The organism is Microbacterium sp. bgisy207, from assembly GCF_965345035.1.
Taxonomy (GTDB): domain Bacteria; phylum Actinomycetota; class Actinomycetes; order Actinomycetales; family Microbacteriaceae; genus Microbacterium.
In genome coordinates this window covers 1-25525 of record NZ_CBDRMG010000010.1, presented here as the reverse complement: position 1 = coordinate 25525, position 25525 = coordinate 1, and the positions used below count along the sequence as shown (strand labels likewise).

General features: G+C 69.9%; 18 protein-coding genes and 1 pseudogene. 4 read left to right on the top strand and 15 right to left on the bottom strand.

Features of this window, described 5'->3' with window-relative positions:
* Nucleotides 1-24 precede the first annotated feature (24 nt).
* The 11 genes and pseudogenes from ACSGC5_RS10820 to coaA all read right to left on the bottom strand — a co-directional run bounded on the left by ACSGC5_RS10820 (nt 25) and on the right by coaA (nt 14898).
* The gene (locus ACSGC5_RS10820; RefSeq protein WP_434970628.1) at nt 25-393 is read right to left on the bottom strand and encodes a hypothetical protein; all 369 of its coding nucleotides are present in this window, start codon (nt 391-393) and stop codon (nt 25-27) included.
* On the bottom strand, nt 390-1511 hold the full coding sequence (tsaD, locus tag ACSGC5_RS10815; RefSeq protein ID WP_434970627.1) for a tRNA (adenosine(37)-N6)-threonylcarbamoyltransferase complex transferase subunit TsaD: 1122 nt from the start codon (nt 1509-1511) through the stop codon (nt 390-392). The genes ACSGC5_RS10820 and tsaD overlap by 4 nt, the downstream gene beginning before the upstream one ends.
* Entirely contained in the window at nt 1508-2008 is a 501-nt protein-coding gene (gene rimI, locus ACSGC5_RS10810; protein ID WP_434970626.1) for a ribosomal protein S18-alanine N-acetyltransferase, read from the bottom strand. The genes tsaD and rimI overlap by 4 nt, the downstream gene beginning before the upstream one ends.
* Nucleotides 2005-2751 carry a tRNA (adenosine(37)-N6)-threonylcarbamoyltransferase complex dimerization subunit type 1 TsaB gene (gene tsaB / locus ACSGC5_RS10805; RefSeq protein ID WP_434970625.1) on the bottom strand — a complete coding sequence of 249 codons (747 nt, stop codon included), beginning with the start codon at nt 2749-2751 and terminating at the stop codon, nt 2005-2007. Before tsaB ends, rimI begins: the two co-directional genes overlap by 4 nt.
* Before the next feature lie 50 nt (nt 2752-2801).
* On the bottom strand, nt 2802-3308 hold the full coding sequence (gene tsaE, locus ACSGC5_RS10800; RefSeq protein ID WP_434970624.1) for a tRNA (adenosine(37)-N6)-threonylcarbamoyltransferase complex ATPase subunit type 1 TsaE: 507 nt from the start codon (nt 3306-3308) through the stop codon (nt 2802-2804).
* Nucleotides 3305-4444 (bottom strand): alanine racemase, encoded by a 1140-nt coding sequence (gene alr, locus ACSGC5_RS10795; protein ID WP_434970623.1) that lies wholly within the window; start codon nt 4442-4444, stop codon nt 3305-3307. The genes tsaE and alr overlap by 4 nt, the downstream gene beginning before the upstream one ends.
* A 164-nt stretch (nt 4445-4608) precedes the next feature.
* A pseudogene (locus ACSGC5_RS10790) lies at nt 4609-4956 on the bottom strand (holo-ACP synthase); the annotation flags it as partial.
* Between the two features lie 66 nt (nt 4957-5022).
* The gene (locus ACSGC5_RS10785; protein ID WP_434970622.1) at nt 5023-10305 is read right to left on the bottom strand and encodes a lamin tail domain-containing protein; all 5283 of its coding nucleotides are present in this window, start codon (nt 10303-10305) and stop codon (nt 5023-5025) included.
* A 151-nt stretch (nt 10306-10456) separates the two neighbouring features.
* A complete protein-coding gene (gene glmS, locus ACSGC5_RS10780) occupies nt 10457-12310 on the bottom strand; it encodes a glutamine--fructose-6-phosphate transaminase (isomerizing) (protein ID WP_434970621.1) in 1854 nt (617 codons plus the stop codon).
* 156 nt (nt 12311-12466) lie between these two features.
* On the bottom strand, nt 12467-13768 hold the full coding sequence (locus ACSGC5_RS10775; protein WP_434970620.1) for an esterase/lipase family protein: 1302 nt from the start codon (nt 13766-13768) through the stop codon (nt 12467-12469).
* A gap of 167 nt (nt 13769-13935) precedes the next feature.
* Nucleotides 13936-14898 (bottom strand): type I pantothenate kinase, encoded by a 963-nt coding sequence (gene coaA / locus ACSGC5_RS10770; protein ID WP_434970619.1) that lies wholly within the window; start codon nt 14896-14898, stop codon nt 13936-13938.
* A 133-nt stretch (nt 14899-15031) separates the two neighbouring features.
* Here coaA and ACSGC5_RS10765 point away from each other — a divergent pair, with 133 nt between their 5' ends.
* Together ACSGC5_RS10765 and ACSGC5_RS10760 are read left to right on the top strand one after the other, a co-directional pair.
* Nucleotides 15032-15607 (top strand): YdcF family protein, encoded by a 576-nt coding sequence (locus tag ACSGC5_RS10765; protein WP_434970618.1) that lies wholly within the window; start codon nt 15032-15034, stop codon nt 15605-15607.
* A gap of 82 nt (nt 15608-15689) precedes the next feature.
* A complete protein-coding gene (locus ACSGC5_RS10760; protein WP_434970617.1) occupies nt 15690-16622 on the top strand; it encodes a Ppx/GppA phosphatase family protein in 933 nt (310 codons plus the stop codon).
* Between the two features lie 515 nt (nt 16623-17137).
* Here ACSGC5_RS10760 and glmM read toward each other — a convergent pair.
* Genes glmM through rplM form a run of 3 tightly spaced genes read right to left on the bottom strand, consistent with a single transcriptional unit; the run spans nt 17138 to nt 19482 of the window.
* Nucleotides 17138-18502, bottom strand: coding sequence for a phosphoglucosamine mutase (glmM, locus tag ACSGC5_RS10755; RefSeq protein WP_434970616.1), 1365 nt, complete (start codon nt 18500-18502; stop codon nt 17138-17140).
* A 21-nt stretch (nt 18503-18523) separates the two neighbouring features.
* Entirely contained in the window at nt 18524-18994 is a 471-nt protein-coding gene (gene rpsI, locus ACSGC5_RS10750; RefSeq protein WP_434970706.1) for a 30S ribosomal protein S9, read from the bottom strand.
* Between the two features lie 41 nt (nt 18995-19035).
* Nucleotides 19036-19482 (bottom strand): 50S ribosomal protein L13, encoded by a 447-nt coding sequence (gene rplM, locus ACSGC5_RS10745; protein ID WP_434970615.1) that lies wholly within the window; start codon nt 19480-19482, stop codon nt 19036-19038.
* Nucleotides 19483-19836: 354 nt separating this feature from the next.
* Between rplM and ACSGC5_RS10740 the strand changes: the two genes are divergently transcribed.
* Nucleotides 19837-21126, top strand: a complete 1290-nt coding sequence (locus ACSGC5_RS10740) for an MFS transporter (protein WP_434970614.1) — start codon at nt 19837-19839, stop codon at nt 21124-21126.
* Here ACSGC5_RS10740 and ACSGC5_RS10735 read toward each other — a convergent pair.
* Nucleotides 21037-23682: a LuxR C-terminal-related transcriptional regulator gene (locus tag ACSGC5_RS10735; protein WP_434970613.1), complete on the bottom strand. Its 2646-nt coding sequence runs from the start codon at nt 23680-23682 to the stop codon at nt 21037-21039. The two genes, ACSGC5_RS10740 and ACSGC5_RS10735, sit on opposite strands and share 90 nt — an antisense overlap.
* 742 nt (nt 23683-24424) lie before the next feature.
* Between ACSGC5_RS10735 and ACSGC5_RS10730 the strand changes: the two genes are divergently transcribed.
* Nucleotides 24425-25525 (top strand): hypothetical protein (locus ACSGC5_RS10730; protein ID WP_434970612.1); only part of this gene is annotated, 1101 nt, incomplete at its 3' end.

Below are 25525 nucleotides of genomic sequence, written 5' to 3'. Positions count from 1 at the left end.
CGTGCCCGCCCGCTGACGCGCCGGTCAGGTCAGCACGGTCCAGGCGTAGACGAGCCAGCCGAGGCTGTAGACGATCGAGACGGCGCCGAGAACGACCGCCCACACCGCGACGCGGCGGCTGTCCCGCGGATGCCGCAGCGCCATGATGCCCGAGACGATTGCGACGATCCCGATGACAAAGCCCCACCCGACGAAGAGGGAGACGGCCAGTCCGACGATCCCGAAGCCGAGGGCCCACGCGGCGAACCCCCGGTCGAAGCTCGATGCGTCAACGGGGGCGGCATCCGGTTCCCAGCCGGGACGATCCTCCGACAGGTCGGGTCCGCTGAGGGTCGTCGGCACGTCCACCGGCGCGGTGGGCAACCGCGAGAATCCGCGTCCGCGATCGCTCATGCTTCGTCCCCCACCGAGGAGGCCACCTGGATCTCGGTGACCGGCAGGGTCGAGTCCGCGCCGAACGCCATCGTCGAGGGTGCCCGTCCGGACATGATCAGTTCCGATGCGAGAGCGGCGATCATGGCCCCATTATCGGTGCACAACGACAGCGGCGGGATCCGCACGGTGACTCCCGCCGCAGCCGCCCGTTCGAGCGCGACCTCCCGCAGCCGCCGATTGGCGATCACGCCCCCGCCGAGCAGCAGGCGCGGCACACCGAGGTCCGCGCACGCCGCGAGCGCCTTCGTGACGAGCACGTCGACCACCGCTTCCCGAAAGGATGCCGCGACATCGGCGGTCGAGACGGGCTGGCCGGCGGCCTCCTGCTGTTCGACCCACCGGGCCACGGCGGTCTTCAGGCCCGAGAACGAGAAGTCGTATCGGTGCTCGGCCATGTCGCTGGCGCGAGAGAGTCCGCGCGGGAAGCGGATCGCGTTCGGGTCGCCCGCGCGGGTGCCGCCGCGCCCGTCGGATCCGGATGCCGCCGCCCGGTCGATCTCGGGCCCGCCGGGGTAGGGCAACCCGAGGATCCGGGCGATCTTGTCGAATGCTTCACCGGCGGCGTCGTCGACGGTTTCGCCGAGGAGTTCCACATCGCTCGTGAGGTCGCGCACCAGCAGAAGCGACGTGTGGCCTCCGGAGACGAGCAGCGCGACGGTCGGGTACTCCAGCGGCGGCGCATCCGGATCGAGGAGGTCGGCGGCGATGTGACCCACGAGGTGGTTCACGGCGTAGAGCGGCGCATCGAGGGCGACCGCGAGCGCCTTGGCCGCTCCCACCCCGACCATGAGGGCGCCGGCAAGGCCCGGGCCGGAGGTCACCGCCACAGCGTCGATGTCGGTGAGCTCGACCTGCGCCTCCGCGAGGGCGGCCTCGATCGTCGGCTGCAGCGCCTCCAGGTGGGCGCGCGCCGCGACCTCGGGGACGACGCCGCCGTAGCGCGCGTGCTCGTCCATGCTCGAGGCGATGGTGTTCGAGAGCAGGGTGCGGCCGCGGACGATCCCGACGCCGGTCTCGTCGCAGCTGGTCTCGATCCCGAGCACGAGAGGCTCGCGGGGCGGTCGGATGACGCTCATGAGCACACTCCCCCGGTCGCGATCGCCCCGGGCTGGCGTGCGGCGTCCCAGGAAGCGAGGTCGAGCTGCATGACGACCGCGTCGATGTCGTCGGGCTGGTAGTAGCGGGGCCGGCGCCCCACCTCGAGGAACCCGACACTGCGGTACAGGGCGCGGGCCACAGAGTTGTCCTCGCGCACGTCGAGGAACACGGTCTTCGCGCCCGCGGCGAGCGCCTCGGCCAGCAGAGCGACGAGGAGGTCGCGCCCCCTCCCCGTGCCGCGGGCGGCTTCGGCGAGCGCGATCGTCTGGATGTCGGCATCCGGGGCCCCGCGCACGGCGCGCACACCGCCGTAGCCGATCACCCGGTCGCTGTCGGCCACGACGAGGTAGATCGAATGCGGCGAGGCCAGTTCCGCCGCCATCATCGCCTCCGACCACGCGTCCGTCGGGAAGGAGGCCCGCTCGATCGCCATGATCGCGTCGAGGTCGGCGCTGGTGGCACGGCGCAGACTCATGCGCCCACCCTCCTCGGCCCGGCGGACACGGCCTTCGGCCCGGCGGACACGGCCTTCGGCCCGGCTGGCACGGTCACGTCGGGTGAGCGCAGATACAGAGCGTCGCGCGGGCCGACCTCTCGCCCGGCCGCCGACGCGCGCGCCGCGACCAGCGCGATCATCGCCGCTGACACTGCCGAGGCGTCGCGTCGCTGCGCGCCCACCTCGGCCAGGACGGCATCGAGGTCATCGCGCGGACTCAGCGCGGGCTGGGTGACCCGTACGGGCAGACCGTCGTCGTCCATGCCGGCGTAGACCGTGTAAGCGAACTCACGGCGCCTCGCATCCGTGACGACGGCGAAACGCGCCGGTTCGGCATCCGTCGCCGTCGCGCCCTCGCGCAGCGCCTCGTCGAGCAGGATGCCGAGAGCTACCGCATCATGGCTCACGACGGGGATGAGCGGCACGCCCCGCCCCAGCGCGAATGTGCGGGCGGCGGCGATGCCGACGCGCAGCCCCGTGAACGGGCCGGGGCCCATGCCCGCGGCGACCGCCGTGATGTCCGCCGCTTCTCCCGGCGTGCCGGCTCCGGCGTGGCCGAGGGGAGCATCGGCGCGCGCGGTGCCGAGCACCGTCTGCAGCAGGTCGCCGATGACCTCCGCGTGTCCGAGCGGATTCGCGCTCGAGACATCGGCCAAGACCACACCGTCGGCCTCGACGACCGCGACCGCGGTGCCGACCGAGGTATCGATGCCGAGAATCATCCTTCCAGGGTATCCGCGAGACGACCCGGGTCAGGCGCGGTCAGGCGCGGTCACGAGGGCTCGCGACGGATGCTGACCAGGCGCGGTGCGTCGGCGTCGAGCTCGGCCGCGGCGGGCCCGTAGGTGCCGCAGGCGGTGTCGACGCCGGTGCCGTGCCATTCGCGCTGCAGCTCGACATCCCACCAGTGATCTCGCAGGCCCGTCACCATGCCGCGACCCCACTCCACGACGACCACCGATCCGTCGTAGTCGATGTCGAGATCGTCGAGCTCGGCGGCGGATCCCAGACGGTAGGCGTCCACGTGGACGAGCGGCGCCCCGCCGACCAGTGACGGATGGGTGCGCGCGAGCACGAACGTCGGACTCTGAATGGGGCCTCGCACCCCCAGCCCCTCGCCGATACCGCGCGTCAGAGTCGTCTTGCCGGCCCCGAGCACACCGGTGAGGACGACCAGGTCGCCCGGGCGAAGCATCCGTCCCATCTCGACCCCGAGGGCGTGCATGTCGGCGGGACTCGCGATCTGGCGCTCGCCGACGAGGTCGTCGAGACCGCTCACGAGGACACCTGCCGCCGCGGGACACGCGGGCCGATGCGTGTGACGATCTCGTAGTTGATCGTGTCGGCCGCGCGCGCCCAGGCATCAGCGGAGGGCACGCCCAGCGTGGAGTCGCCGAACAGGACTGCTTCGTCCCCCACCGAGACAGGGTGGTCGCCGACGTCGACGACGAACTGGTCCATCGCGATGCGTCCGGCCACCGGGAAGGTTCGCCCGCCGATCGTGACAGGCCCCTGTCCCGATGCGTTCCGGGGGACGCCGTCGGCGTACCCGATCGATACGAGCGCGAGGGTCGTCTCGCGCTCGGTGCGGTGCTGATAGCCGTACGAGACGCCGTGTCCGGCATCCACCCGGCGCACCGCCGCCACCGCTGCGCGCAGGGTCATGGCGGGACGCAACCCGAGGTCGGCGGAGGTACGGTCTGCAAACGGGGATAGCCCGTAGATTCCGATGCCCAGGCGCACGCAGCCCAGGCGCGTCTCGGGCAGCGCGATCGCGGCATGGGTGGCGGCAAGGTGACGCAGCGGCGGGGCAAGGCCGAGCGCGGCCGCCGAGCCGGCGGCATCCAGGAACACGCGCAGCGCCGCCCGATCGTCCTCGGGGCTCGTGTTCGAGAGGTGGCTGAACAGGGCGATGACCCGCAGCTTCCCGATGCGCTCGAGTCGGGCGGCCTCGGCGAACACGATGCCGTAGTCGACGGGGGCGATGCCGTTGCGACCGAGGCCCGTCTCGAGCTTGAGGTGCACCCCGACGGGGCGGTCGACGGATGCGGCAGCTGCCGCCTCCTGCAGCTGAGCGAAGCTCGAGATGCCGAGCTCGATCCCCGCGTGCGCCGCCTCGCGGAAGGAGGTCCCGGGGGCATGCAGCCACGCGACGATCGGCGCCGTGATGCCCGCTCGGCGCAGCGCGAGGGCTTCGGTGATGTCGGAGACGCCGATCCTGGTCGCGCCTCCCGCGAGCGCGGCCACGGCCGACCGGGTCGCGCCGTGTCCGTAGCCGTCGGCCTTGACGACGGCGATGACCTCGGACGCGGTCAGGGTGCGCAGGTGCCGCACGTTCGCGGCGATGGCAGCGACGTCGACGACCGCCTCCCGCAGCACGCCCTCCGGCACCCTCGACCCAGGCATGACGCTCATCGCTCCTCCACCCCGGCGCCGCCCCCGACCTCGGCCCCAGCCTCGGCCGCCGAACCCACACCATCTGCACCAGCCCACACCTTTCGCGCGCCGGATGCTGTGGGCTCGGTGCCGGATGTGTGGGTTCGCGCCCCCGGGCTGACGCCGGGTTCGATGACGGTGCCGGACTCGGCGATGACGTAGGCGGTCGCGAGGTGGGCGTCGTGCGACATCGAGAGGTGGAGGGTCGTGATCGACCGGGCGGCGACGACCTCGGCCGTCGATCCGGTCAGGGTGAACCACGGGCGGCCGGATGCCTCGGGCGTGACCTCGATCTCGGTCCAGTGCACGCCGTCGGATCCGCCCAGCGCCTTGATGAGCGCCTCCTTCGCGGCGTAACGGGCCGCGAGCGAGCGCGGCTTCAGCATCCGTTCGTTCGGCGAGAACAGTCGGGGCAGCAGCTTCGGGGTCCGGGCGATCGTGCGCTCGAACCGCGCGATGTCGACCAGGTCGACGCCGATCCCGACGATCATGGACCACTCCTCAGCCGGCGGCGGTGACGGATGCCGCAGCATCCGCCACCCTACCGCCGGCTCCTGTCAGGAGGCGATGCGACGCCGGACCAGGATCGCCCCACCGGCGAGGATCACGGCGAACGCGATGACGGCGAGGAGGCCGAGCGGTCGCGCATCGGCGCCCGTGTCGGCGATCACGCCGTCGCTGATGGCGGCCTGACCGGTCGCCGCCGAGACGGTGACCGTGGCCCAGCCGATGACGCCGCTGCTGTTCTGCACGACGAGTGTGTGCGTGCCCGCCGGGATCGAGGCCGGGACGGTGGCCGTCACGGTTCCGCCTGCCACCTGCGTCCATCCCGAGATCAGGGTGGGTGTGGAGTGCAACCACACCTGCACCCACTCGCCGTCGCGGCCCGGCACCGAGATCGTCACCGGGTCGCCGACCCGCAGCGTGCCAGTGGGCGCGATGAGACCCTCGAGGGACGGATCGAGGTCTGGGACGCTCACGGGAACCGTGTTCTGGGTCGGCATGCCGCCGTTGCCCGAGCCGCCATCACCCGCGCCACCGTCACCGGTGCCACCGTCACCCGAACCACCATCACCCGAACCGCCGTCACCGGAGCCGCCGTCACCGGAGCCGCCGTCACCGGAGCCACCGTCACCGGAGCCACCGTCACCGCCCGAGGGCGCGACCACCGTCAGGGTGCGCACCTCGGAGTCCGCGGTCGCCCCGTACGGGTCGACCGACGACGCGTACCACCCGTACTCGCCGGGTGCGGCATCCCACGTCACCGACGGGGTCGAGCCGCTCTCGACATCGCTCACGGCACCGATCGTGTGCGAGGTCAGCACGTCGACCCGCACGCCGTCGGTGCGCAGCACCTTCTCAGCAGGCTCGATGCCCAGCGCCGCATACGGCATCGTGAACTCCTGGTGCTCGGGGTCGAGCGAGGGGTCATCGGCGTTGTAGTCGCCCAGCGAGGGCGAGTAGGTGCGCGCGATGACCTGCTTGCCCTCGTTGTCGAAGTGCAGCAGTCGCAGGTAGCCAAGACCGCCCTCGGGCAGACCCTGGTAGTCGAACAGGATCTGGTAGACCTGCCGGTCGTCCGTGCCGTCACCGTCGTCGTCGAACCCGTCGATGCGGGTGTAGGCGTCGTGGTAGTGGCCCGAGAAGACCATGCGCACGTTGGGGTTCGTGGCGATGACCTCGTCGTAGATCTGCTGCGGAATGGGTCCGAGCCCGCCGGTCGTGAGCATGTACTCGTGCAGGCTCAGCACGGCGATGCGCTCGGGGTACTGCGCGAGGACCTCGTTCATCCAGGCGATCTCGGCGTCCCCGGGCGCCCAGCCCATGTAGAGCATGAGGAAGTCGATGCCGCCCGCGGTGACCAGGTCGTAGTGGCCGCGGTTGTTCGCGTAGTCCCCGCCCCACCAGGGGTTGGCGTCGAAGCGGTCGGCGCCGAAGTACGTGCCGTAGTTGGTGTAGTCGACCTCCTTGTGGCCCACGTCGTGGTTGCCCGCCAGCACGCCGTAGGGCAGGGCGGCGTCGTCGAGCCTCTGGTACTCGGGGTCGGCGAAGTCCCACTGCCACAGCTGGTCGTAGTCGTCCACGATGTCGCCGGTGTGGAACAGGTACTGCAGGTTCAGATCCGTCCGCTCGCGCAGCAGGTAGTCGTGGATCGCCGTCTGGTGCTGGTGGAACTCCTCGTTGTAGTACTGCGTGTCCGACTCGACCGCGAGGGTGAAGTCGTAGTCCGACCGAGGAGTGTCTTCGGCGTGCTCGGGCTCCACGACGCTGTCGCGGGTCGAGAGGTTCTCGCCGGCGAAGCCCTCGGAGTGCTGCACGAGCAGACGCACGGTGCCGCCTGCGGCGTAGCCGGCCACCGGCAGGACCGCGTCCAGCGCGACGGTCGTGACGTCGTCCTCGGTGACGAGGCGATCCACCTCGTCCCAGCTGCCGTCGGTTCCGAGCGCGTACAGCAGGAGCTTCGCGTCGGCGTTGGCCGAACCCTCCCAGTGCACGCGAACGCGGGCGTCGTCTCCGGCATCCGCGGGCACCGCGACGTCGAACAGCTGGTACGGGAAGGCAGTTCCGGATGTCTCGACAAGCGTCTGACCGTCGAACTCCCCGATCCTGCTGACCTCGTCGGCAGTGAGCGTCCGCGCGGCAGTGCGGTCGGTGGTGTCGGCGGTGCCCACGGTCCCGGTCGACGCCGTCACACCGTCACCGACCCTCAGCGCGTGACCCTCGGCGAAGGTGACGTCGAGGACGTCGCCGGTCGGGTCCACGGCCCGGGCCTCGAGCGTCACCGAGCCCTCTTCGACTGTCGCGCCGTCCTCCGGCGTCACGAGCGTGACGGCGGGGTTCTCGACGGGGGTGCGGAAGGTGATGATCCTCTCGGCGACGTTGCCGGCGGCATCCGTCGCGGTCATGACCACCTCGTGGTCGCCCTCGGGGAGGATCAGCGACGAGGTCGCGTAGGGCAGCGTCACGACACGACCGTCGAGGGTCGTCTCGAGCGACACGAGCCCCGAGCCGAGATCGGTCGCCTGCGCATCGATCGTGAACGCCCCCTGGTAGAGCCTGCCGGTCTCGAGGTCGGTCACGATCTCGGGCAGGGTGTTGTCGACCCGGACGTTCGCGTCGACCTCGGTGCCGGTGACGGATGCCGCGACCACGTGCTCGCCGTCGGTGACCGTCGTCGTGTCCCACGTGTAGCCGACGGCGGTGGCCGCGTCGGACGGCACAGTGAAGGTCGCCTCGTAGAACTCGTACTTTCCGGCGCTGTCACCCATCGAGAGCACGAGGGTGGGGTCGTCGTACCCGGTCGGCGTGAGAGTCCGGCCGTCGGGGAGGATGAGACGCAGACCGCGGATGCTGAAGTCGTCGTTGTTCTCGTCGGGGTCGATCTCGGGTGCGGCCTTCGTGCCTGCCCAGACGCTGACGGTCACGGTCTGCCCCGCGGTGACGTACGCGAGCGGTACGGAGGTGGAGATCGTCTCCCAGCCCGAGTAGATCCCGTCGTCGAAGATCGTGAGGACGTCGCCGCCGACCTTGACACCGTTGCGGAAGAACGTGTCGACGCCGCTGGCTTCGAACGCGAAGACCGGTGCGGCCTCCAGCTGGGGCGAGGCCTCGACGGGGGTTCCGTCGATCGTGAGCTCGACGTCGGCGGGATACGTATCGCCGCCGGCGATCAGGTCGACGTTGCCGCGCACCCATTGCTCGTCGGTGACGTTGAGTCGCACCGGTGAGGTGTCCACCCCGGCGAGCGGAACCCGCACCGGACCCACGACGGTCTCGTTCGCACCGTCGTCGGCGACGACGGTGTACTCGAACCAGCGCTTGCCGGTGAGGTCCGCGGCCGCGATCGGCAGGGCGTAGCGATCGGCACCGTCCGAGACGATCTCGTAGCGCACCGGCTCGGCATCCAGGTTGCTGCGCACGGCGATCGAGACGGTCTTGACCTGCACATCGTCGGTCGCCACGACGGCGATCTCGAAGTCGACGCCCGCGGCGATCTCGGCGGCCGTCTGGTCGGTGATCTGGGGTGCCGTGGTGTCACCGGGCACGATCATGAGTCCGTCGTCGACCTGCTCGGGCGCGATCGCGCCGGGCGTGGCGCTCGCGGTACCGAGCTTGGTCTGCAGGGTCAGGTCGTCGTGGTTGACGGCGTACTGGATCGGCTGGTCGGGGGTCGTGTCGTCGACGCCACCGAGGTTGTAGTACGCGCGGTTGACGGTGAAGCCCGTGTTCGTCGTGATCTCGAGCCCTCGCGCTGCCGAGTTGGCCATTCCGCCGGAGCGGATCTCGAAGAGGCTCTCGTCGGCGACCAGCGAACTGCCGAAGTGGGAGTTGAAGTCGGCAGCCGTGAGGGCGTCATTGGCGCCGTTCTTGATCCAGAAGACGATCACACCGCCCGCGGGGATCGTCGCATTCCGGACGGTCGCCGGCCACAGCGTCGTCGAGGAGTTGGTCAGGTCGGCCAGCGGGTACAGGTACTTCAGGGTGTAGTCCGAGAAGTCGACGGGTGCGCTGGTGGCGTTGTAGACCTCGATGAACTCGTACGCGTCGGAGCCGCCCATGTTGGACGTATCGGGCGCCACCTCGGTGACCTGCAGGGGCGCCGTCACGAGGTCGGCGTCGGGCTGCGGGTCGAACGGGGCCGGAACGAGGGTGTCTGCCGGAATGACGCCCGGCGTCGGGGCGACCTGTGTCGCGAGCACCGCCATCATCGTCTCGGTGAGGCGTGCGGGCAGGCGGTAGTCCACACTCAGGGCGCTCCCCACCTCCCCGGCGGCGTACCAGGCCTCCGTGATGACCTCCTCGCCCGAGACGAGACGGATGCCGCGGCCCCCGCCGTTGGCGAACCCGGACTGGCCGGTGATCGGGATCACCGTGAGATCGGCATCCGCGCCGTAGAAAGTGCGGAAGTCGGCAGCGGTGTAGCCGTCGGTGTTGGGCGAGTACTGCAGCCACAGCACCGCGGCCTCGCCGGCGGGGATGACGCTGCCCGCGGGGACCTCGAGCGCCTTGGCGTTCGAGACGTAGTCGTAGACGACGCTCGTGCCCGTCGCCGTGAGGTCGATGTCGTGGTCGGTGGTGTTGTAGACCTCGACGTACTCCCACCGGTCGGTGCCGGCGTTGTCGGGCGCGAACTCGGTGATGACGAGGTCGCGCGGGGCGATCTCGACGACCGGCTCGGGCTCCTCGGCCACGAGTGCCTCGGGCACGATCGCGCCGGGGGTGGGAGCGGAGCGGGTCTCGAGGACAGCCGCCGAGATTCCGGATGCCGGCACCTGGAAGTGGACGCTGAGGTCTGCTCCCGCGGCCCCGACGGGCACGAAGGAGCGCGCGATCTCGACGTCATCCGCGCTCAGCCGGACCCCGCGGTCGCCACCGTTGGCCATCCCCGCCTGGCCGGTGACGCGCACGACGTCGTACCCCAGCTCGGGCTGCGTCGCGGCGAAGTGCGCTCGGAAGTCCTCGACCGTCTTGGCGAAGCTGTCGACCGTCGAGGTGGCGTAGCTCAACCAGAGGACGATCGTCTCCCCTGCCTCAACCGTCGTGCCCGGCGCGACGGTCAGCGGCACGTCCGAGGCGGTGTCGTCGCTGTCGGCGTAGATGTACGACAGCTCGATGCCCTCAGCGCTCAGGTCGACCGCGGTGCCTCCCGCGTTGTGGACCTCGATGAACTCGAAGTCGTCGTACCCGGAGTTATCGGGCGCGATCTCGGTGATCAGCAGGCTCGGCGTCTCGGGAGCTGCAGCAGCGGGAGCGGCGACCACAAGAGGTGTCACCAAGACTGCGGCGGCGGTGAGGAGGGAGAAGGGGCGGAACAGGCGTGCGGGGGTGGAGAGGGGCATGAACAGCTTTCGTCTGGAGCAACCCTGCGAACCTATGAAGCCCACGTGACCACCGGCGACGCCCGGGTGAACACGGCGTAACCAGCGGGTGAGATCTCGGTGCGCTACGGGTGCGGCCAGCTCTACGGATGCCCCGCGAGCCGAGCGGCGACTACTCCACCGTGACGGACTTGGCGAGGTTGCGCGGCTGGTCGACGTCCAGCCCCTTGGCCGTCGCGAGTCCCATCGCGAAGATGTGCAGCGGCACGACAGCCAGCAGCGGCTCGAAGAGCGGGTCGGCCAGCGGGATGCGCAGCACCTCGTCGGCGTAGGGCAGAACAGCGGCGTCGCCCTCTTCCGCGACGGCGATGATGCGGGCGCCGCGCGCGCGGATCTCCTGGATGTTGGAGACGACCTTGGAGTGCAGCAGCGGCGAGTGCCGCGGGGACGGGACGATGACGAACACCGGCTGACCCGGCTCGATGAGCGCGATCGGGCCGTGCTTGAGTTCCCCGGCCGCGAAGCCCTCGGCGTGGATGTACGAGATCTCCTTGAGCTTGAGCGCACCCTCGAGCGCGATCGGGTAACCGACGTGCCGACCGAGGAACAGCACCGACTGCGTGTCGGCCATCCACCGGGCGAACTGCTCGATGTGCTCTTGCTCGCCCTCCAGCACGCGCGCGATCTTGGTCGGAACCGCCTCGAGCTCGAGCACCTGCTGCCGGATCTCGGTGTCGCTGAGCGTGCCACGGACATGCCCGATGTGCAGTGCGAGCAGATAGAGCGCGGTGATCTGCGCGACGAACGCCTTCGTCGAGGCGACCGCGACCTCGGGGCCGGCGTGCGTGTAGACGATCGCGTCGGACTCGCGGGGGATCGTCGCGCCCTGCGTATTGCAGATCGACAGGGTCTTGGCTCCCCGCTCTCGGGCGTACTTGACCGCCATGAGCGTGTCCATCGTCTCGCCGGACTGGCTGATCGAGACGACGAGGGTGTCGGGGCCGATCACGGGATCGCGATAGCGGAACTCGTGCGCCAGCTCGACATCCGCCGGCACTCGCGCCCACTGTTCGATGGCGTACTTGCCGACCATGCCGGCGTAGGCGGCGGTGCCACAGGCGACGATGATGACCCGGGTGATGCCCGCGAACAGATCGTCGAGACCGTCGAGTTCGGGAATCGACACGAGACCGTCGCGGACGCGGCCACGCACGGTGTTCGCGACAGCTTCCGGCTCCTCCGACACCTCCTTGGCCATGAACGATGACCATCCGCCCTTGTCGGCGGCCGCGGCATCCCACAGCACTTCGAAGGGCTCGACGCCGACCGGGTTGCCGTCGAAGTCGGTCACCTCGACGCCGGCGGGCGTGATGGCGACGATCTCGTCCTGACCGATCGCGAGGGCCTGGCGCGTGTGCTCGACGAACGCGGCGACGTCGGAGGCGAGGAAGTTCTCTCCCTCGCCGAGGCCGATCACGAGCGGGGAGTTGCGACGCGCCCCGACGACGAGGCCCGGGTTGTCGCGGTGCATCGCGAGGAGCGTGAACGCCCCGTCGAGGCGGCGGACGACGGCGCGGAACGCGGCGACGAGATCCCCCTCGTGGGCACGGTACTCCCGGCCCAGCAGCACCGCCGCCACTTCGGTGTCGGTCTCGCTGCGGAACTCGTAGCCCTCCTCGCGGAGCTCATCCTTGATGCCGGCGAAGTTCTCGATGATGCCGTTGTGGATCAGCGCGAGCTTGTCGTCGTCGGCGAGGTGCGGGTGGGCGTTGGCGTCGGTGGGTCCGCCGTGGGTGGCCCAGCGGGTGTGGCCGATGCCGGTCGTACCGGCCGGAAGCGGATGCTCGCTGAGGTCGTTCCGCAGCACGCTGAGCTTTCCGGCGCGCTTGCGCATCCCGAGGTGGCCCTCCGCGTCGATGACGGCGATGCCGGCCGAGTCGTACCCGCGGTACTCCAGGCGCGACAGTCCGGCGATGAGGATGGGCTGGCTCTCACGGGGCCCGACGTAGCCGACGATTCCACACATTCCACACATGGTACGGGGCATGGATGCCGTCATCCTGCGTCGCCGCCGGGAATACGGTCCGCGGCACGCTTCGAGCGTCTCGACCGACCTCCCCGCGGGACGCTTCGAGCGTCTCGACCGACCTATCCGCGGGACGCTTCGAGCGTCTCGACCGACCTATCCGCGGGACGCTTCGAGCGTCTCGACGATGTCCCGGACGACGTCGTCGTTCTCGAACAACCGGTCGTGCGCGCAGGGGCCCGCCAGCGGCGGGATGCCGCCGAAACGATCGGCGATGTCACCGAACTGCGCCGCGCCGTCGGTCGTCGTGAGATCGATCGAGACCTCGCAGCGCGCGATGAAGGTCGATGCGGCGTCCGCGGTCGAGGAACTGACCTCCACGATCCCGTCGCCCGCCTCGATCGTCTCGTCGACGGCCGGGGCCAGATCGAATCCGAACCCGCGCGCCAGGTCGCGCATCGCCGTGAAGGCCTCGGGCGGCACGAGCCCCGAGGTGAGGTGGATGCGGTAGTCGCCCGCGATGGCGTGGATGCGCAGACTCGTCGGCCAGGCGGGCACGCTCGACAGTTCGACCGACCCCGCCCGCAGGGCCTGGCCACCGTCTCCCGCGACCGCGAACACCGTCCGCACGCTCGGCGGGATGTCGCACCCGACACGCGCGTCCGACTCCATCTCGCGGTTGCAGATGCCGACGATCGCCGGCAGGGCGATCTGCGCGAGCACGGATGCCGACGAGAACACCGCCTCCGTCGCCTCACCGATCCCCGAGACGACGGAGGCGACCTCGGACCCCTCGTTCGGCGTCGCGACGGTGATGACCTGCCCGACGTGCACGGTGACGCCCTCGTCGCTGCCACCGAGGGCATAGCGCAGGGCGAGCCCGCCCATCGAGTGCGCGACGATGTCGACCTTCTCCCCCGACAGAGCCGCGAGGCATTCGATCGCGCCCGCCAGCGCCGGCGAGGTGGCCGTGTGGCCGACCCAGAGCGCGGCGATCGAGGAATAGTCGAAGGCGAAGACCGATGTGTCGGGCAGTTCCGTGAGTCGCTCCTGCAGCGAACGCAGATCCACCGCGGGCTCGCCGTCCGATGACCACTCCACAGGGCGCGAGAACGGAGAGTTCGCGATCCCGGTGCTCGTCGTGACGGGGCGAGGCCCTGCCTCGGCCTCGGGCATGGCGGTGCTGAGCCATCCGTGTACCAGCAGCACGGGGTTTCGGACGGGGTCGCCGTCGGTCCCCGTGAGCCGGATGAGATACGGGGACGTTCCCGACAGGCAGGATGCGGCATCCGTCACGGTGCCCGGCGCGGGGGCGGTGCTGGACACCATCGGACGGGCGGCGGCGGAGACGATCGCGGCGACGGATGCGGCAGAGACCGCCGGATCGGCCTGCGCCGCGGACGCCAATCCGGGAACTCCGATCAGCGCCCCTGCCGCTATCGCCGACAGGAACGTCACGCCGAAAGAGCGCGCGTACCTCTTAGGGTGCAGCGCTTTCATACGGCCCCCGGTGACCACCCCGCATAGTTCATCTTTATCATGACGATCGGCGTGTCGCGATATCGGGGTGCGCGGGGGCGGTATGGGACCGCTCTCAGCTCGAGAGCGTTGGCGACTGCGTCAGATCACACCTTGCGAAGCAGCACCCGGTCGACGGCGTGGTCGGCAGCTTTCTGCAGGACTAGTGTCGCCCGATGCTTGGTCGGGAGGACATTCTCGATGAGGTTCGGCAGGTTGATCTCGTTCCAGAACCCCAACGCGGTCTCGACGGCAGTCTCGTCGGTGAGGTCCGAGAACACGTTGAAGAAGGATCCCGGATCCGCGAACGCGCTGTGCTTGAGCGCGAGGAACCGGTCCACGAACCACTGGGTGATGTGCTCGGGGTCGGCATCCACGTAGATCGAGAAGTCGAAAAGGTCGCTGACGGCTACCTCGTTCGGCGAGGGCGGCGGCTGCAGCACGTTCAGCCCCTCGACGATCACGACGTCCGGCCGGCGCACCGTGATGACGGCATCCGGGACGATGTCGTACTTCATGTGGGAGTAGAACGGAGCGCGCACTTCGGGCGCTCCGCTCTTGACGTCGGTGAGGAACTGCACGAGTGCGCGCCGGTCGTAGGACTCCGGGAACCCCTTGCGGTGCATGATGCCGCGACGCTCGAGTTCGGCGTTGGGGTAGAGGAAGCCGTCGGTTGTCACGAGCTCGACGCGGGGGGTGTCGGGCCAGCGGCTCATGAGTTCGCGCAGCAGACGGGCGATCGTGGACTTTCCGACCGCGACCGACCCGGCCACGCCCACGACGAACGGGGTCGTCGTGTCGGCCTCCTGCAGGAATGCGCTCGTGTCGGCGCCGATCCGGCGGGTGGCGCCGGCGTACAGGCTCAGCAGGCGACTGAGCGGAAGGTAGACCTCGCGGACCTCGTCGAGATCGAGGCGGTCGCCCAGTCCCCGCAGCGACACGATCTCGGTCTCGGTGAGGGGCTGGCGCATGTCAGCGGCCAGCCGCGCCCAGTCGTGTCGCAGGATCTCTCGGTACAGCTGTGGATTCAGCTGCTCGCGGGCGTCGAGGGCGGCGGCATCGCTGGGCACGGGGCCATCGTATCCCCGCACACGCGATCCTCCTGCACCTGCGGGCAGCTCGAGTCCGCATCGGCTCAGTACACTGTGGCTCGTCGGAGCACGTCGACGCCGAGGTCGCCGCAGGAGGAGACGGAGGTTGTGCGTGGACGACGAGTCGATCATCAGGCGAGCGCGGTGGGCCCGGCGTGCTGCTCTCGGCATCCTGAGTGCTCTCGCGCTCGTGGGACTCGTCGGGCTTCCGCTGTATGTCTTCCCGCCGACCCCGACGCCGCCGAAGGCCGATCTGATCTACGTGATCGGACCGCCCACGGCGCCCCGGATCGCGGATGCCGAGAGCCTGCGGGAACGCGGCGTCGCCGACGAGGTGCTCGTGTCCGTTCCGCCGTCGGGCGCCGATTCCGCCGATGACCTCGCCTACTGCTGGCGCTCCTACGTCACCTGCCGCACTCCCGATCCGTTCACGACGCGAGGCGAAGCGGCGATGCTCGAGGCGTACGCCGCGGCGGGAGACGACGTCATCGTCCTGACATACACGCCGCACGTCCTGCGCACGAGCTACATCTTCGGGCTGTGCGCGGATGCCGCGACCACCGTGATCCCCGTCGACGAGCACCTCACCCTGTCGCGGTGGATCTACAACTACGCCTACCAAACTGCCGCGTTCGTGAAGGCGTGGATCCTCGGCTGCGCCGAGCCGCCCGCGGACGCCCTGACCTGAGCGTGGTCTGGGCCCTGGTCTGGGCTCACCCTCCCCGGCGCCGGTCGGCGGCCCGATCCGCACCACCGATAGGCTGTCCCCCGTGCGTCTGGGAGTTCTCGACATCGGTTCGAACACCGTGCATCTTCTCGTTGCCGACGCGCACCCCGGCGGCCGCCCCCTGGCGACCACCAGTCACCGCTCCGTCCTCCGGCTCATGACTTACCTGACGGCGGATGGCGCAATCAGTGAGGCCGGAATCCGAGCACTGGTGAAGGCGGTCGCGCAGGCCCGCACCGTCGCCGAGAGCGAGAACGTCGACGAGTTCCTCGCGACGGCGACGTCGGCCGTGCGCGAGGCGACGAACGGACCGGAGGTCATCGCCCGCATCGAGGAGGCGCTGGGTCAGCCGCTCCAGGTGCTCGGCGGGGTCGCCGAAGCCCGGTTCACGTTCCTCGCCGTCCGCCGCTGGTTCGGGTGGTCCGCCGGTCAGATCCTGCTCTTCGACATCGGCGGCGGGTCCCTGGAGATCGCAGCGGGCGCCGACGAGCTTCCCGATGAGGCGGCATCCGTTCCCCTCGGTGCCGGACGGATGACCCTCGCCTACCTTCCCGACGATCCGCCCGGCGAGGAGGCTGTCGATCGGCTGCGCGCCCACGCCCGCCAGACGCTCAAGCCGCTCGCCAAGACGTTCGGTGCGCTTCCCCGCCCGGACCACACCGTCGGCTCCTCCAAGGCGATCCGGTCGCTGGCCAAACTCGTCGGCTACCCGCTTCCAGGATGGTCCGGAAGCGAACGGATGATGCTCCCTCGCGCCGCACTCGGGTCGTGGATTCCGCGGCTGGCGCGGATCCCGGCATCCGCCCGGCAAGAGCTTCCCGGAATCACCGCCGACCGCACCTTCCAGATCGTCGCCGGCGCGGTCGTCCTGCACGAGGCGATGCGGGCGATGGATGTCGACGAGCTCGAGGTGAGCCCGTGGGCGCTGCGCGAGGGCGTGCTGCTGCGGTACATCGAGTCCATGGGCTGGGGCTGATCCCTCCCCCTCCCCCTCGAGGGCGCGAACCCACAGCTCCGGTTGCGAACACACACCCCTGCGCTGCCGAAACATGAGGGTTCGGCGCCGGACTTGTGGGGTCGGCGGGCGGGCTGGGCTGATCAGGCTCGGCAGCGCGACGGGGTCCGCTAACGCAACGGCGCATACCGTGCCCGACACGCCGGCCCCAGGACGCAGCCCGCGGCGTGTCGCCGGATACCTGCGCCGTTGGACCTCAGGGCCGCCCGGACCCACCCGCCGGAACGCTGCCTCCAGTCGCCGTCGTCGTGTCGGCGCCTCTGCGCGTCCTCTACACACGAATCCCCGAGCGCGCGGAGGCAGCACAGGGATCTCGACCGTTGCCTACTCTTCAACGGTCGACGCCGATGGGCGCACGTGCGCGCGGACGCGGCGGTGCGGCGGCCGGGATTGAGGAGTTAGCCCCCGCGCGCCGCTGCGCCGCCTCACCACGCCCGTCACACCCGCCACGCCGGGGACGGATGCCCGTTCCGGTGTCAGGAGGGCAGGCTCAGCCGCTCGCGGACGACGTCGGCGAGCGCTTCGGCGTGGGCGTGGGCGGTTTCGGCATCCGCCGCTTCGACCATGACGCGTACGAGCGGCTCGGTCCCCGAGGGGCGCAGCAGCACGCGGCCCGACAGCCCCAGGGCGGCGGATGCTCGCGCAACGGCCTCCTGCACGGTCTCGTCTGTCGCCACCAGCGAACGGTCGACTCCCGTCACGTTCACGAGCACCTGCGGGTAGACGGTCATGATCGAGGCGAGTTCGGCGAGCGAGCGCCCCGTCCGCGCCATCTCCGACATGAGGTGCAGGCCCGTCAGCAGTCCGTCTCCGGTGGTCGCGAACCGCGACATGATGACGTGGCCCGACTGTTCGCCGCCGAGCGCGAAGCCGCCCTCGTTCATCCGCTCGAGTACGTACCGGTCGCCCACGGCCGTCTGTTCGACACGGATGCCGTGAGCGGCCATCGCCCGGTGTAGACCGAGGTTGCTCATGACGGTCGCCACGAGCGTGTCGGCGGTGAGTTCCCCGCGCTCCTTGAGCGCGACGGCGAGGATCGCCATGATCTGGTCGCCGTCGACGACGGTGCCCTCGGCCGTCACGGCCAGGCAGCGGTCGGCGTCGCCGTCGTGGGCGATGCCGAGGTCGGCGCCGTGCGCGACGACCGCGGCCGCGAGCTGGTCGAGGTGGGTCGACCCGACACCATCGTTGATGTTCAGTCCGTCGGGATCGGCGCCGATGACGGTCACGCGCGCTCCGGCATCCGAGAAGGTCTGCGGCGAGACCCCGGATGCCGCGCCGTGCGCGCAGTCGAGCACGACGTGCAGACCCTCGAGGCGATGCGGCAGGGACTGCAGCAGGTGCAGCACGTAGCGGTCCTCCGCATCCGAGAACCGAGCGATCCGACCCACGGCGGCGCCGGTCGGTTGCAGCTTGTCACCGCTCATGGCGGCTTCGATGCGCTGCTCGACGACGTCGGGCAGCTTCACCCCGCCGCGCGCGAAGATCTTGATTCCGTTGTCGGGGGCAGGGTTATGGGATGCCGAGACCATGACGCCGAAGTCGGCATCGTGGTCGCCGACGAGGTACGCCAACGCCGGGGTCGGCAGCACGCCGGCATCGAGCACATCCACGCCAGAGGAGGCAAGGCCTGCCGAGACGGCGGCGACAAGGAACTCCCCCGACACGCGCGGATCGCGTGCGACGACAGCGGTGAGCCGCTTACCCGCCGCGCGGCGGGCCTCAGCGGTGCGCCCCTGGCCCAGGACGACGGCGGTCGCCTGGGCCAGGGAAAGTGCGAGATCGGCGGTGAGGGCGCCATTGGCGAGCCCTCGCACGCCGTCCGTGCCGAAAAGCGGCATGGTACGCGCTGCGCGAAGCGATTAACGCTTCGAGTACTGCGGAGCCTTGCGCGCCTTCTTGAGACCGGCCTTCTTGCGCTCCTTCACGCGGGCGTCGCGCGAGAGGAAGCCGGCCTTCTTGAGAGCCGGGCGGTTGTTCTCGGCGTCGATCTCGTTGAGAGCGCGCGCGATCCCGAGGCGCAGGGCGCCCGCCTGGCCCGAGGGGCCGCCACCCTGGATGCGGGCGATGACGTCGTAGGCGCCGGTGAGGTTCAGCAGCGTGAACGGGTCGGTCACGAGCTGCTGGTGCAGCTTGTTCGGGAAGTAGTTCTCGAACGTGCGGCCGTTGACGGTGATCGTGCCGGTGCCCGGGACCAGGCGCACGCGCGCGATGGCCTCCTTGCGGCGCCCGACGGCTGCGCCGGGCACGTTGAGCACGGGGCGCGCGGCCTCGACGGCCTCGACGTCGACGGCGGATTCGGTGGTGTAGCTGGTGGGCTCGGTTGCGGTGATGTCGTTCGCCACGAGTATGTCCTTCTGGGTCTGTCCGGCGCTTACTGGGCGACCTGGTCGAGCGTGTACGTCTTGGGCTGCTGAGCGGCGTGCGGGTGCTCGGCACCCGTGTACACCTTCAGCTTGGACAGCTGCTGGCGACCCAGGCTGTTCTTGGGGAGCATGCCGCGGATGGCCTTCTCGACGGCGCGGACGGGGTTCTTCTCGAGCAGCTCGCTGTACGAGACGGCCTTCAGGCCGCCCGGGTAACCGGAGTGGCGGTAGGCCTTCTTCTGCTCGAGCTTCTGGCCGGTGAGGGCGACCTTGTCGGCGTTGATGATGATGACGTGGTCGCCGCTGTCGACGTGCGGCGCGAAGGTGGCCTTGTGCTTGCCGCGCAGGAGCGCTGCGGCGTGGGAGGCGAGGCGGCCGAGAACGACGTCGGTGGCGTCGATCACGAGCCATTCGCGCTGGATTTCGCCAGCCTTGGGGGTGAATGTGCGCGTCACGATAGTGCTGCTTTCTGGTTCGAACGGAGGAGTTCGTGAATCCCGCTCCGGGGTGGTTCCGAGGCCGAAGGCCGCCGAACACGCCAGTGGAGGGCTCACGTTCGCAGGTGTCTGCCGCAGTGAGGCAAGCACCAAAGGGATAGCTTACGGCATCCGGATGCTGCGCGCGAACCATCCGCGCCGTGCCCGTGGTACCAGCCCTGTCGCAACGGCGCACCCCGACCGCGACACGCCGCAGGCGTGGCGGCGGCGCCGGCGTGTGCGCCAAACGGTGCGCCGTTGCGACCTAGCATCCCGGTCGCTCCCGGCGCTTTTCGTCGGCACCCGAACTCGCGAGAGGTTACCCTGGCGCTCATGCCTCCTGCCCTGCGTCGTCGACTGGGACGGGGGGCACTGGTTCCGGCGGCCCTGAACCTTGTCGGGATCGGGGCAATGACGGCGCCCGCGATTACCGGTCTGCCGCTGGCTGTTGATCTTCTCGCTCCCCCGACAGAGCGAACCGGCATCCTCGCGCTGGCTGTGACCCTTGGCGCGGTGGCGGCGACGATCGCCAATCCTCTCTTCGGGGCACTCTCAGACCGCACGCGCTCGCGGCTCGGGGCGCGGCATCCGTGGATCATCGGCGGCGCCGTCTTCGGGCTCGCTTCGACCGCCCTGCTCGTGGTCGCGCCCTCGATCGGGATCCTGTTGACGGCGTGGGTTCTCGTGCAGGTGTCCTACAACGCACTCCTTGCAGCGGCGGCGGGCCTTCTGGCTGACGCCGTTCCGGATGCCGAGCGTGGGCGGGCGTCGGGAGCTTTCTCTGCTGCGGCGTTCCTCGGCACCGTCCCTCCCCTGCTCTTGTCGAGTGTTCTTCCTGATCACATCGGAACGGTGACGATGTCCATGTCGCTTGTGGCAGTAGCCATTGCCGTCATCGCGGCAGCGATGCTCCCGCCGCGCGCCGTGATGGCGAAGCAAACCCCGGATGCCGGACCTGGCGGCATCGGCTCGATCCGCCGATTCGCCCCGGTGTGGGTCAGCCGGTTCATCCAGTCGGTGGCGTTCGGTCTCGTGACCTCGTTCATGCTCTACCTCGTGGCAGACCGAATCACCGGAACGGCGGGCGGCGCCACCGCGCTCACATCGCTGTCGACGCTGGCGGGCGGCGCGGCGATCGTCGGCGCAGCCCTCGCCGTCGGCTGGGTCGCCGACCGGATCGATCCGCGCATCCTGCTCGCTGCCTCGGCTCTCCTCCTGGCGATCGCAGCAATCGTTCGGGCGGGCGCCGGGAGCGCGCCGGCCCTGGTGGTGAGCGCGGTTCTGGGCGGGATCGCCATGGGGATGTTCCTAGCGGTGAATCTCACGACAGCGCTGGGTCGCATCCCCGTCGGCGCCGGCGGCCGATATCTGGGCGCCTTGAATATCGCCGATACGTTGCCCCAGATCATGGTCCCGAGCATCGCCGCCTGGCTGCTCACCCTCGGCGGCTCGGATCCGATCTCGGGCGCCGCCGACAACTTCACGGCCCTGTGCGTAGGCGCCGCCGTGGTGAGCCTCGCCGGCTTGGCGGTCCTACCCTTCCTGCGGTCCGCGAGCGTCAAGGTCGTCGAAGCCGGTGTCGACGCCCGGCCGTACGAGCCCCCAGGCCGCGAGCACGCGTAGCGCGTCGGTTCGGGTGTTCACGCCGAGCTTGCGGTAGAGCGCACGCAACTGGGACTTGACGGTGTTGGGCGAGACGTTGAGGGCGGCGGCGATCTGCGACACACCCTCATGGCGGCCGAGTTCGCTGGCAACGGCCAGTTCACGGGATGTGAGTCGTGGAGCCACACCCGGGGATGGAATCATCCCCCAGCCCCGGGCTCGCTCCACCCGCCTCGCGAAGGCGCGCTGCGCGAGGCGATGTGCGCTGGTGGCCAACTTCTCGAGTGCGGCATCCGGCACCAGCGCCAGGGCGAGCATCTGCGCGTTTTCAGCGAGCGCAGCGTCGGCTCGCTGGTTCGCGGCGCGAGCATGCGCATCGTCTTGTCCCAGGACAGCGACGGCAGCAGCGGTGAGGGCGAGGTGTTCGGCGCGCGTCCGCGCCGACATGGCTTCACCCGGGGCCGCGGTGAGGAGCCGGAGCGCGCGCTCGGGGTCATCGCCGGTGAGAGCAATGCGCGCGCGGCTCACGGCGGTGCGCGGGTCACCGGCACGGCCGAGGATTCGCTCAGCGCCTGAGAGGTCCCCTGCCGCGAGAGCGGCCAGCGCGCTGGTGTGTCGCAGCCGATCGCCCGTGAAATGTGACACTGCCCGCCGGGCCCGCTGTGCGCTCGCGATGCTCCGGATGCGCTCGCGAGCGGTGTCGGCTCGGTGAAGACGCAGTTCGATGAGGACGTCCACGTGCAGGAGTGGGGCCCAGTGCTCGATCGTCTCGCGATGCTCGTCGAGTGTGTGCAGGTGAGCCTGTGCCGTTGCGGCGTCCCCGGACTCGAGAGCGATCAGCGCATGCGCCAGTTGGAGGAAGCTCCCGGGGTAGCCGGTCTTCCACCGGTCGGGCCACTCGCGCGATTCGGCTCGATCCGCGACGGCGCGTGCCTGCGTCATCTCTCCGTTCAGCGCATGCGTGCCGGCTAGGAGCGCGAGTCCCTGGAGTCCGGCTCGATACCCCCCGGCGTCGCTGGCGGCGATGGCCTGCCGGAAACTGGCAATGGCCCGGGGGACATCACCGCTGTAGAGCAGGCTCGTCCCGATCTGATTCCAGACACTGGGCTCGTTGCGCCCCAGCCGTGAGCGGTCGCTGGGGGACAGCGCCTCGATTGTATCGAACGCCTTCCGCGCCGCCTTTCCACCGTCCCTGCCGGAGACACGTTGCGCCACGGATTCGAGCGTGCCCAGAAGCACGCGGTCCGCGGGGTCTCGGGTCGCCGACCGCTGGCGGGATCCGTAGGCCGCCAGGAGGAAGTACTCGAGCGCGCGCAGCCGGTGATCGGGTCGCGCGTTGGCGATGAGCGCCAACAGGGTGGTCACGAGGGGAAGGCGACCGAGCGTGGTGAGCGGAACGTCGCGAAACAGCTGGCTGATCTGCCCGCCATACGGGAGCAACTCGCTCGACGAACGCCGCACGATGTCGGTCACGAACGGCCAGTCCCGTTGGGTGGTTGCCCTCCGCAACGCCTCGAACGGTCGGCCGTGCTCGCTCTCCCAGCGCGCAATTGAGAGTTCGAGTTCCCGAAGCCGCTCTGCCTGCATGTTGCGGCGAGCGGATGCCGAGAGTGCCCGCTGCGCGAACGGCGACGGTTCGAACAGGGCGGCAGCCTCCCGCCGGAGGCCGTGGCTGCCGTGCCCACGCCACTGACCGAGCCCTTCCCGCTCCGCGCGGTCGAGGAGTGCTGCGGCATCGGCTTCTCCGGTCAGGCGGACAGCGAGCTCGATGTCGACGGCATCCGCGAGACAGATCGCTTCGAGGAAGTCGATGAACCGCGAGTCCCAGGACGGCCTTCGGATGCGCAGGAACGAGTCGACGATCTCCGAGACGCGAGACGAGTCGATCTCCCGCAGGGTCCGGTCGCCGCCGCGCCCTCCCGTCGCGCTCTCGTCGAAGGTCAGCAGCCGAGCGAGCCCGGGCGCGCCCCCGTGGTCGAGAACATCCGACACGATCGGAGTGTCTTCATCGGCGTGAAGGAGCGCCGCCGTCTCACCCCGAGTGAGGGCGAGTTCGTCGTCGCGCAGCACGACGACGTCGAGCGCGATCGTGAGGGCGGGCTCGACGAAACCGTTCGCCACGCGGGTGGTGGTGCGCACCGACAGCGATGGCAGATCGTTCAGAAGCCGGATGACGCCGCTGACGGTGTCGGGTTCGAGATATTCGCTCTCATCGATCGCGAGTGCGAGCTCTCCGAGCCGGGCGAGCCCTCGGCGGAGCGTATCCCAGGGCTCGGCGACGAACTGGAAGGCGGCGGGCCCTGCCGCGAGCGGGTTCCCGGAGTCGAGAAGGCCATAGTCGTGGAGGGCCAGGGCGAGGTGGCCCGCGAAGACGGTCGGCGAGCCTCCGCCGTCCGTGACGCGGAGCCAGAGGCCGCGGCGTGGAGTCCGGGCTGCCCACTGGGCCATCGCGACGGTCTTTCCCATACCTGCTGGCGCACACAGCACACCCAGGCCATAGTCTTCCTCGAGAACGGCTTCGAGGCGTGCGCGATCGATCAGCGCGCCGGGAAGGCGCGGAACTCCGGCAAGACCCATCGAATCGACCTCGGCATCGCCACGGGGCGAGGGAGGGCGTGGCGGCGCCTCCCCTAGGATACGGGCCGTCAGAACAGGGGCACAGGCCCCGTAACGGTGCCGCGCACGATTGCTCCGACCAACAGAAGACACGTGCCCAGAAGAAACAGGCTGGCGAACGCGAGGGCCAAGCGCAGATTCGTCATGACGGGCGTGCCTTTCTAGCGCGGATGATCGGTGCGCGGATCCAGACGGCGGGCCGCCACTCGGGGAGATTACGCGGCCCGCCGCTGGAGGGATCTGGGAGTCCCGTGGCGAGCGTAAGCACCCCGCCGTCGAGGTAGGAGCTACCGACCGCGAAATTCGCCCGCCCATTCACCCTGGCGCGGCTGCCCTCAGACCCGCGACCCGGGTGATCTGTCGGGTGAACCTGCGCACCCTGGTTCTCGGCGGCACGGCGGCTTGGCTAGCGTCGACTCGTGCGGCAGCGATCCCTGCCGCGGAGCGCGATCCGATGCGACCTGGAGATCACGCTCGCGATCGCGTGGGGGGCGGCCTTCGGGCCGGAGCGATGGCCGCTTTCCCGAGCGGCCATCGCTCGACCCGTCTCAGCGGCTCACGCGGCGGAACTCACGGGGGTTCGACGCGCACTCTCCAATGCGCTGGGGACACGGGTGCCGCGTCCTAGACTCGTGCCGAATGCGCGTGAAGATGTGCAGGTGACGCCCGATACCCGGCGGGCGGTGGGGGTGAAGGGTTCGCGATGGAGCCGCAGATCGAGGTCACCACTGGGGTGCGCCTTCTCGCGGCCCACGATGCCGGCAATGCGGATGAGGTCGTCGCAATCATCACCCGCTCCCCGCTCGAAGCGTGGTTCGGAGTGCCTCCTGACCAGATGCGCGAGATCCTGCGCGCCATCCCGCCGGATTCGATCCCGGCTGGCAGCGCGGTGCGCGCGTTCCGCCTGTTCCTGAACGGGCCCGTTGTGGCTCACTCAACGACGGACCTTGACCCCAGCGAGATGGCGGCGTCATTCTTCGATGCCCGCGCTCGCGGCGAGGCGCGCGAGGCAGCCGACGTCATGCGACGGGCCTCCGAGTCCCCCCGGATGAATGCGCTGTTCGATGAGACCGCCGGGATGGCGACCTTCCAGGCCGTGCAACTGGGACTGTCACAGATGCTGACAGGCGACCTGGCCGAGGCACTGGCGTCGTTCACGCTCGCGCGCCGGACGCCGCCCCCGGCTCCGCTTACCGCGCTCCTTCGTGACGCATATGTGAAGCCGGCACTCGTACACGCGCTTCACGGCGATCCTCGGACAGCGCGGCGCAAGCTCGCGCTGGCCGCGGAGCTGCCGCGCACCTCCAGCTGGGTCGAGCACGTCATCGACGCGCACGCCGCGCTGGCAGCGGCAGCGGTCGCCGGCGACGGCGGCTTGGATGATGCGGTTGAGCAGGTCGAGCGGATCCCGGTGCCGCTTCTGGGTGAGCTCTGGCCCTACCGCGTGGATGTCCTGTTCCGACTTCATCTGCGTCGCGGGCGACTCGATGAAGCTGAGGCGAGCGTGGCTCGCTTTCAGCCCGCGGCTTCGGGATTCGTTCCCGGCCAGGGCGTGCCCGGAAGTGTGTTCGCGGCGGCTCATGCGACAGCGGCACTCCTGCGAGGCGACGTCCCGCAGGCCCGTGTGCTTCTCAGCGGCATCGATGAGCGCCCGGCGATCTATCGCGTGCTGCGCGAAGCCGTCGCGGTGGGATCCGGCGACTCGGCTGAGGCCATCCGTCGACTGATCGGCCTGCACGCCCAGACCTCTCCCCTGCGTCAACTCGAGTTCCTTCGGGTGACGTTGTTGAGCGCTGCGCTTCTT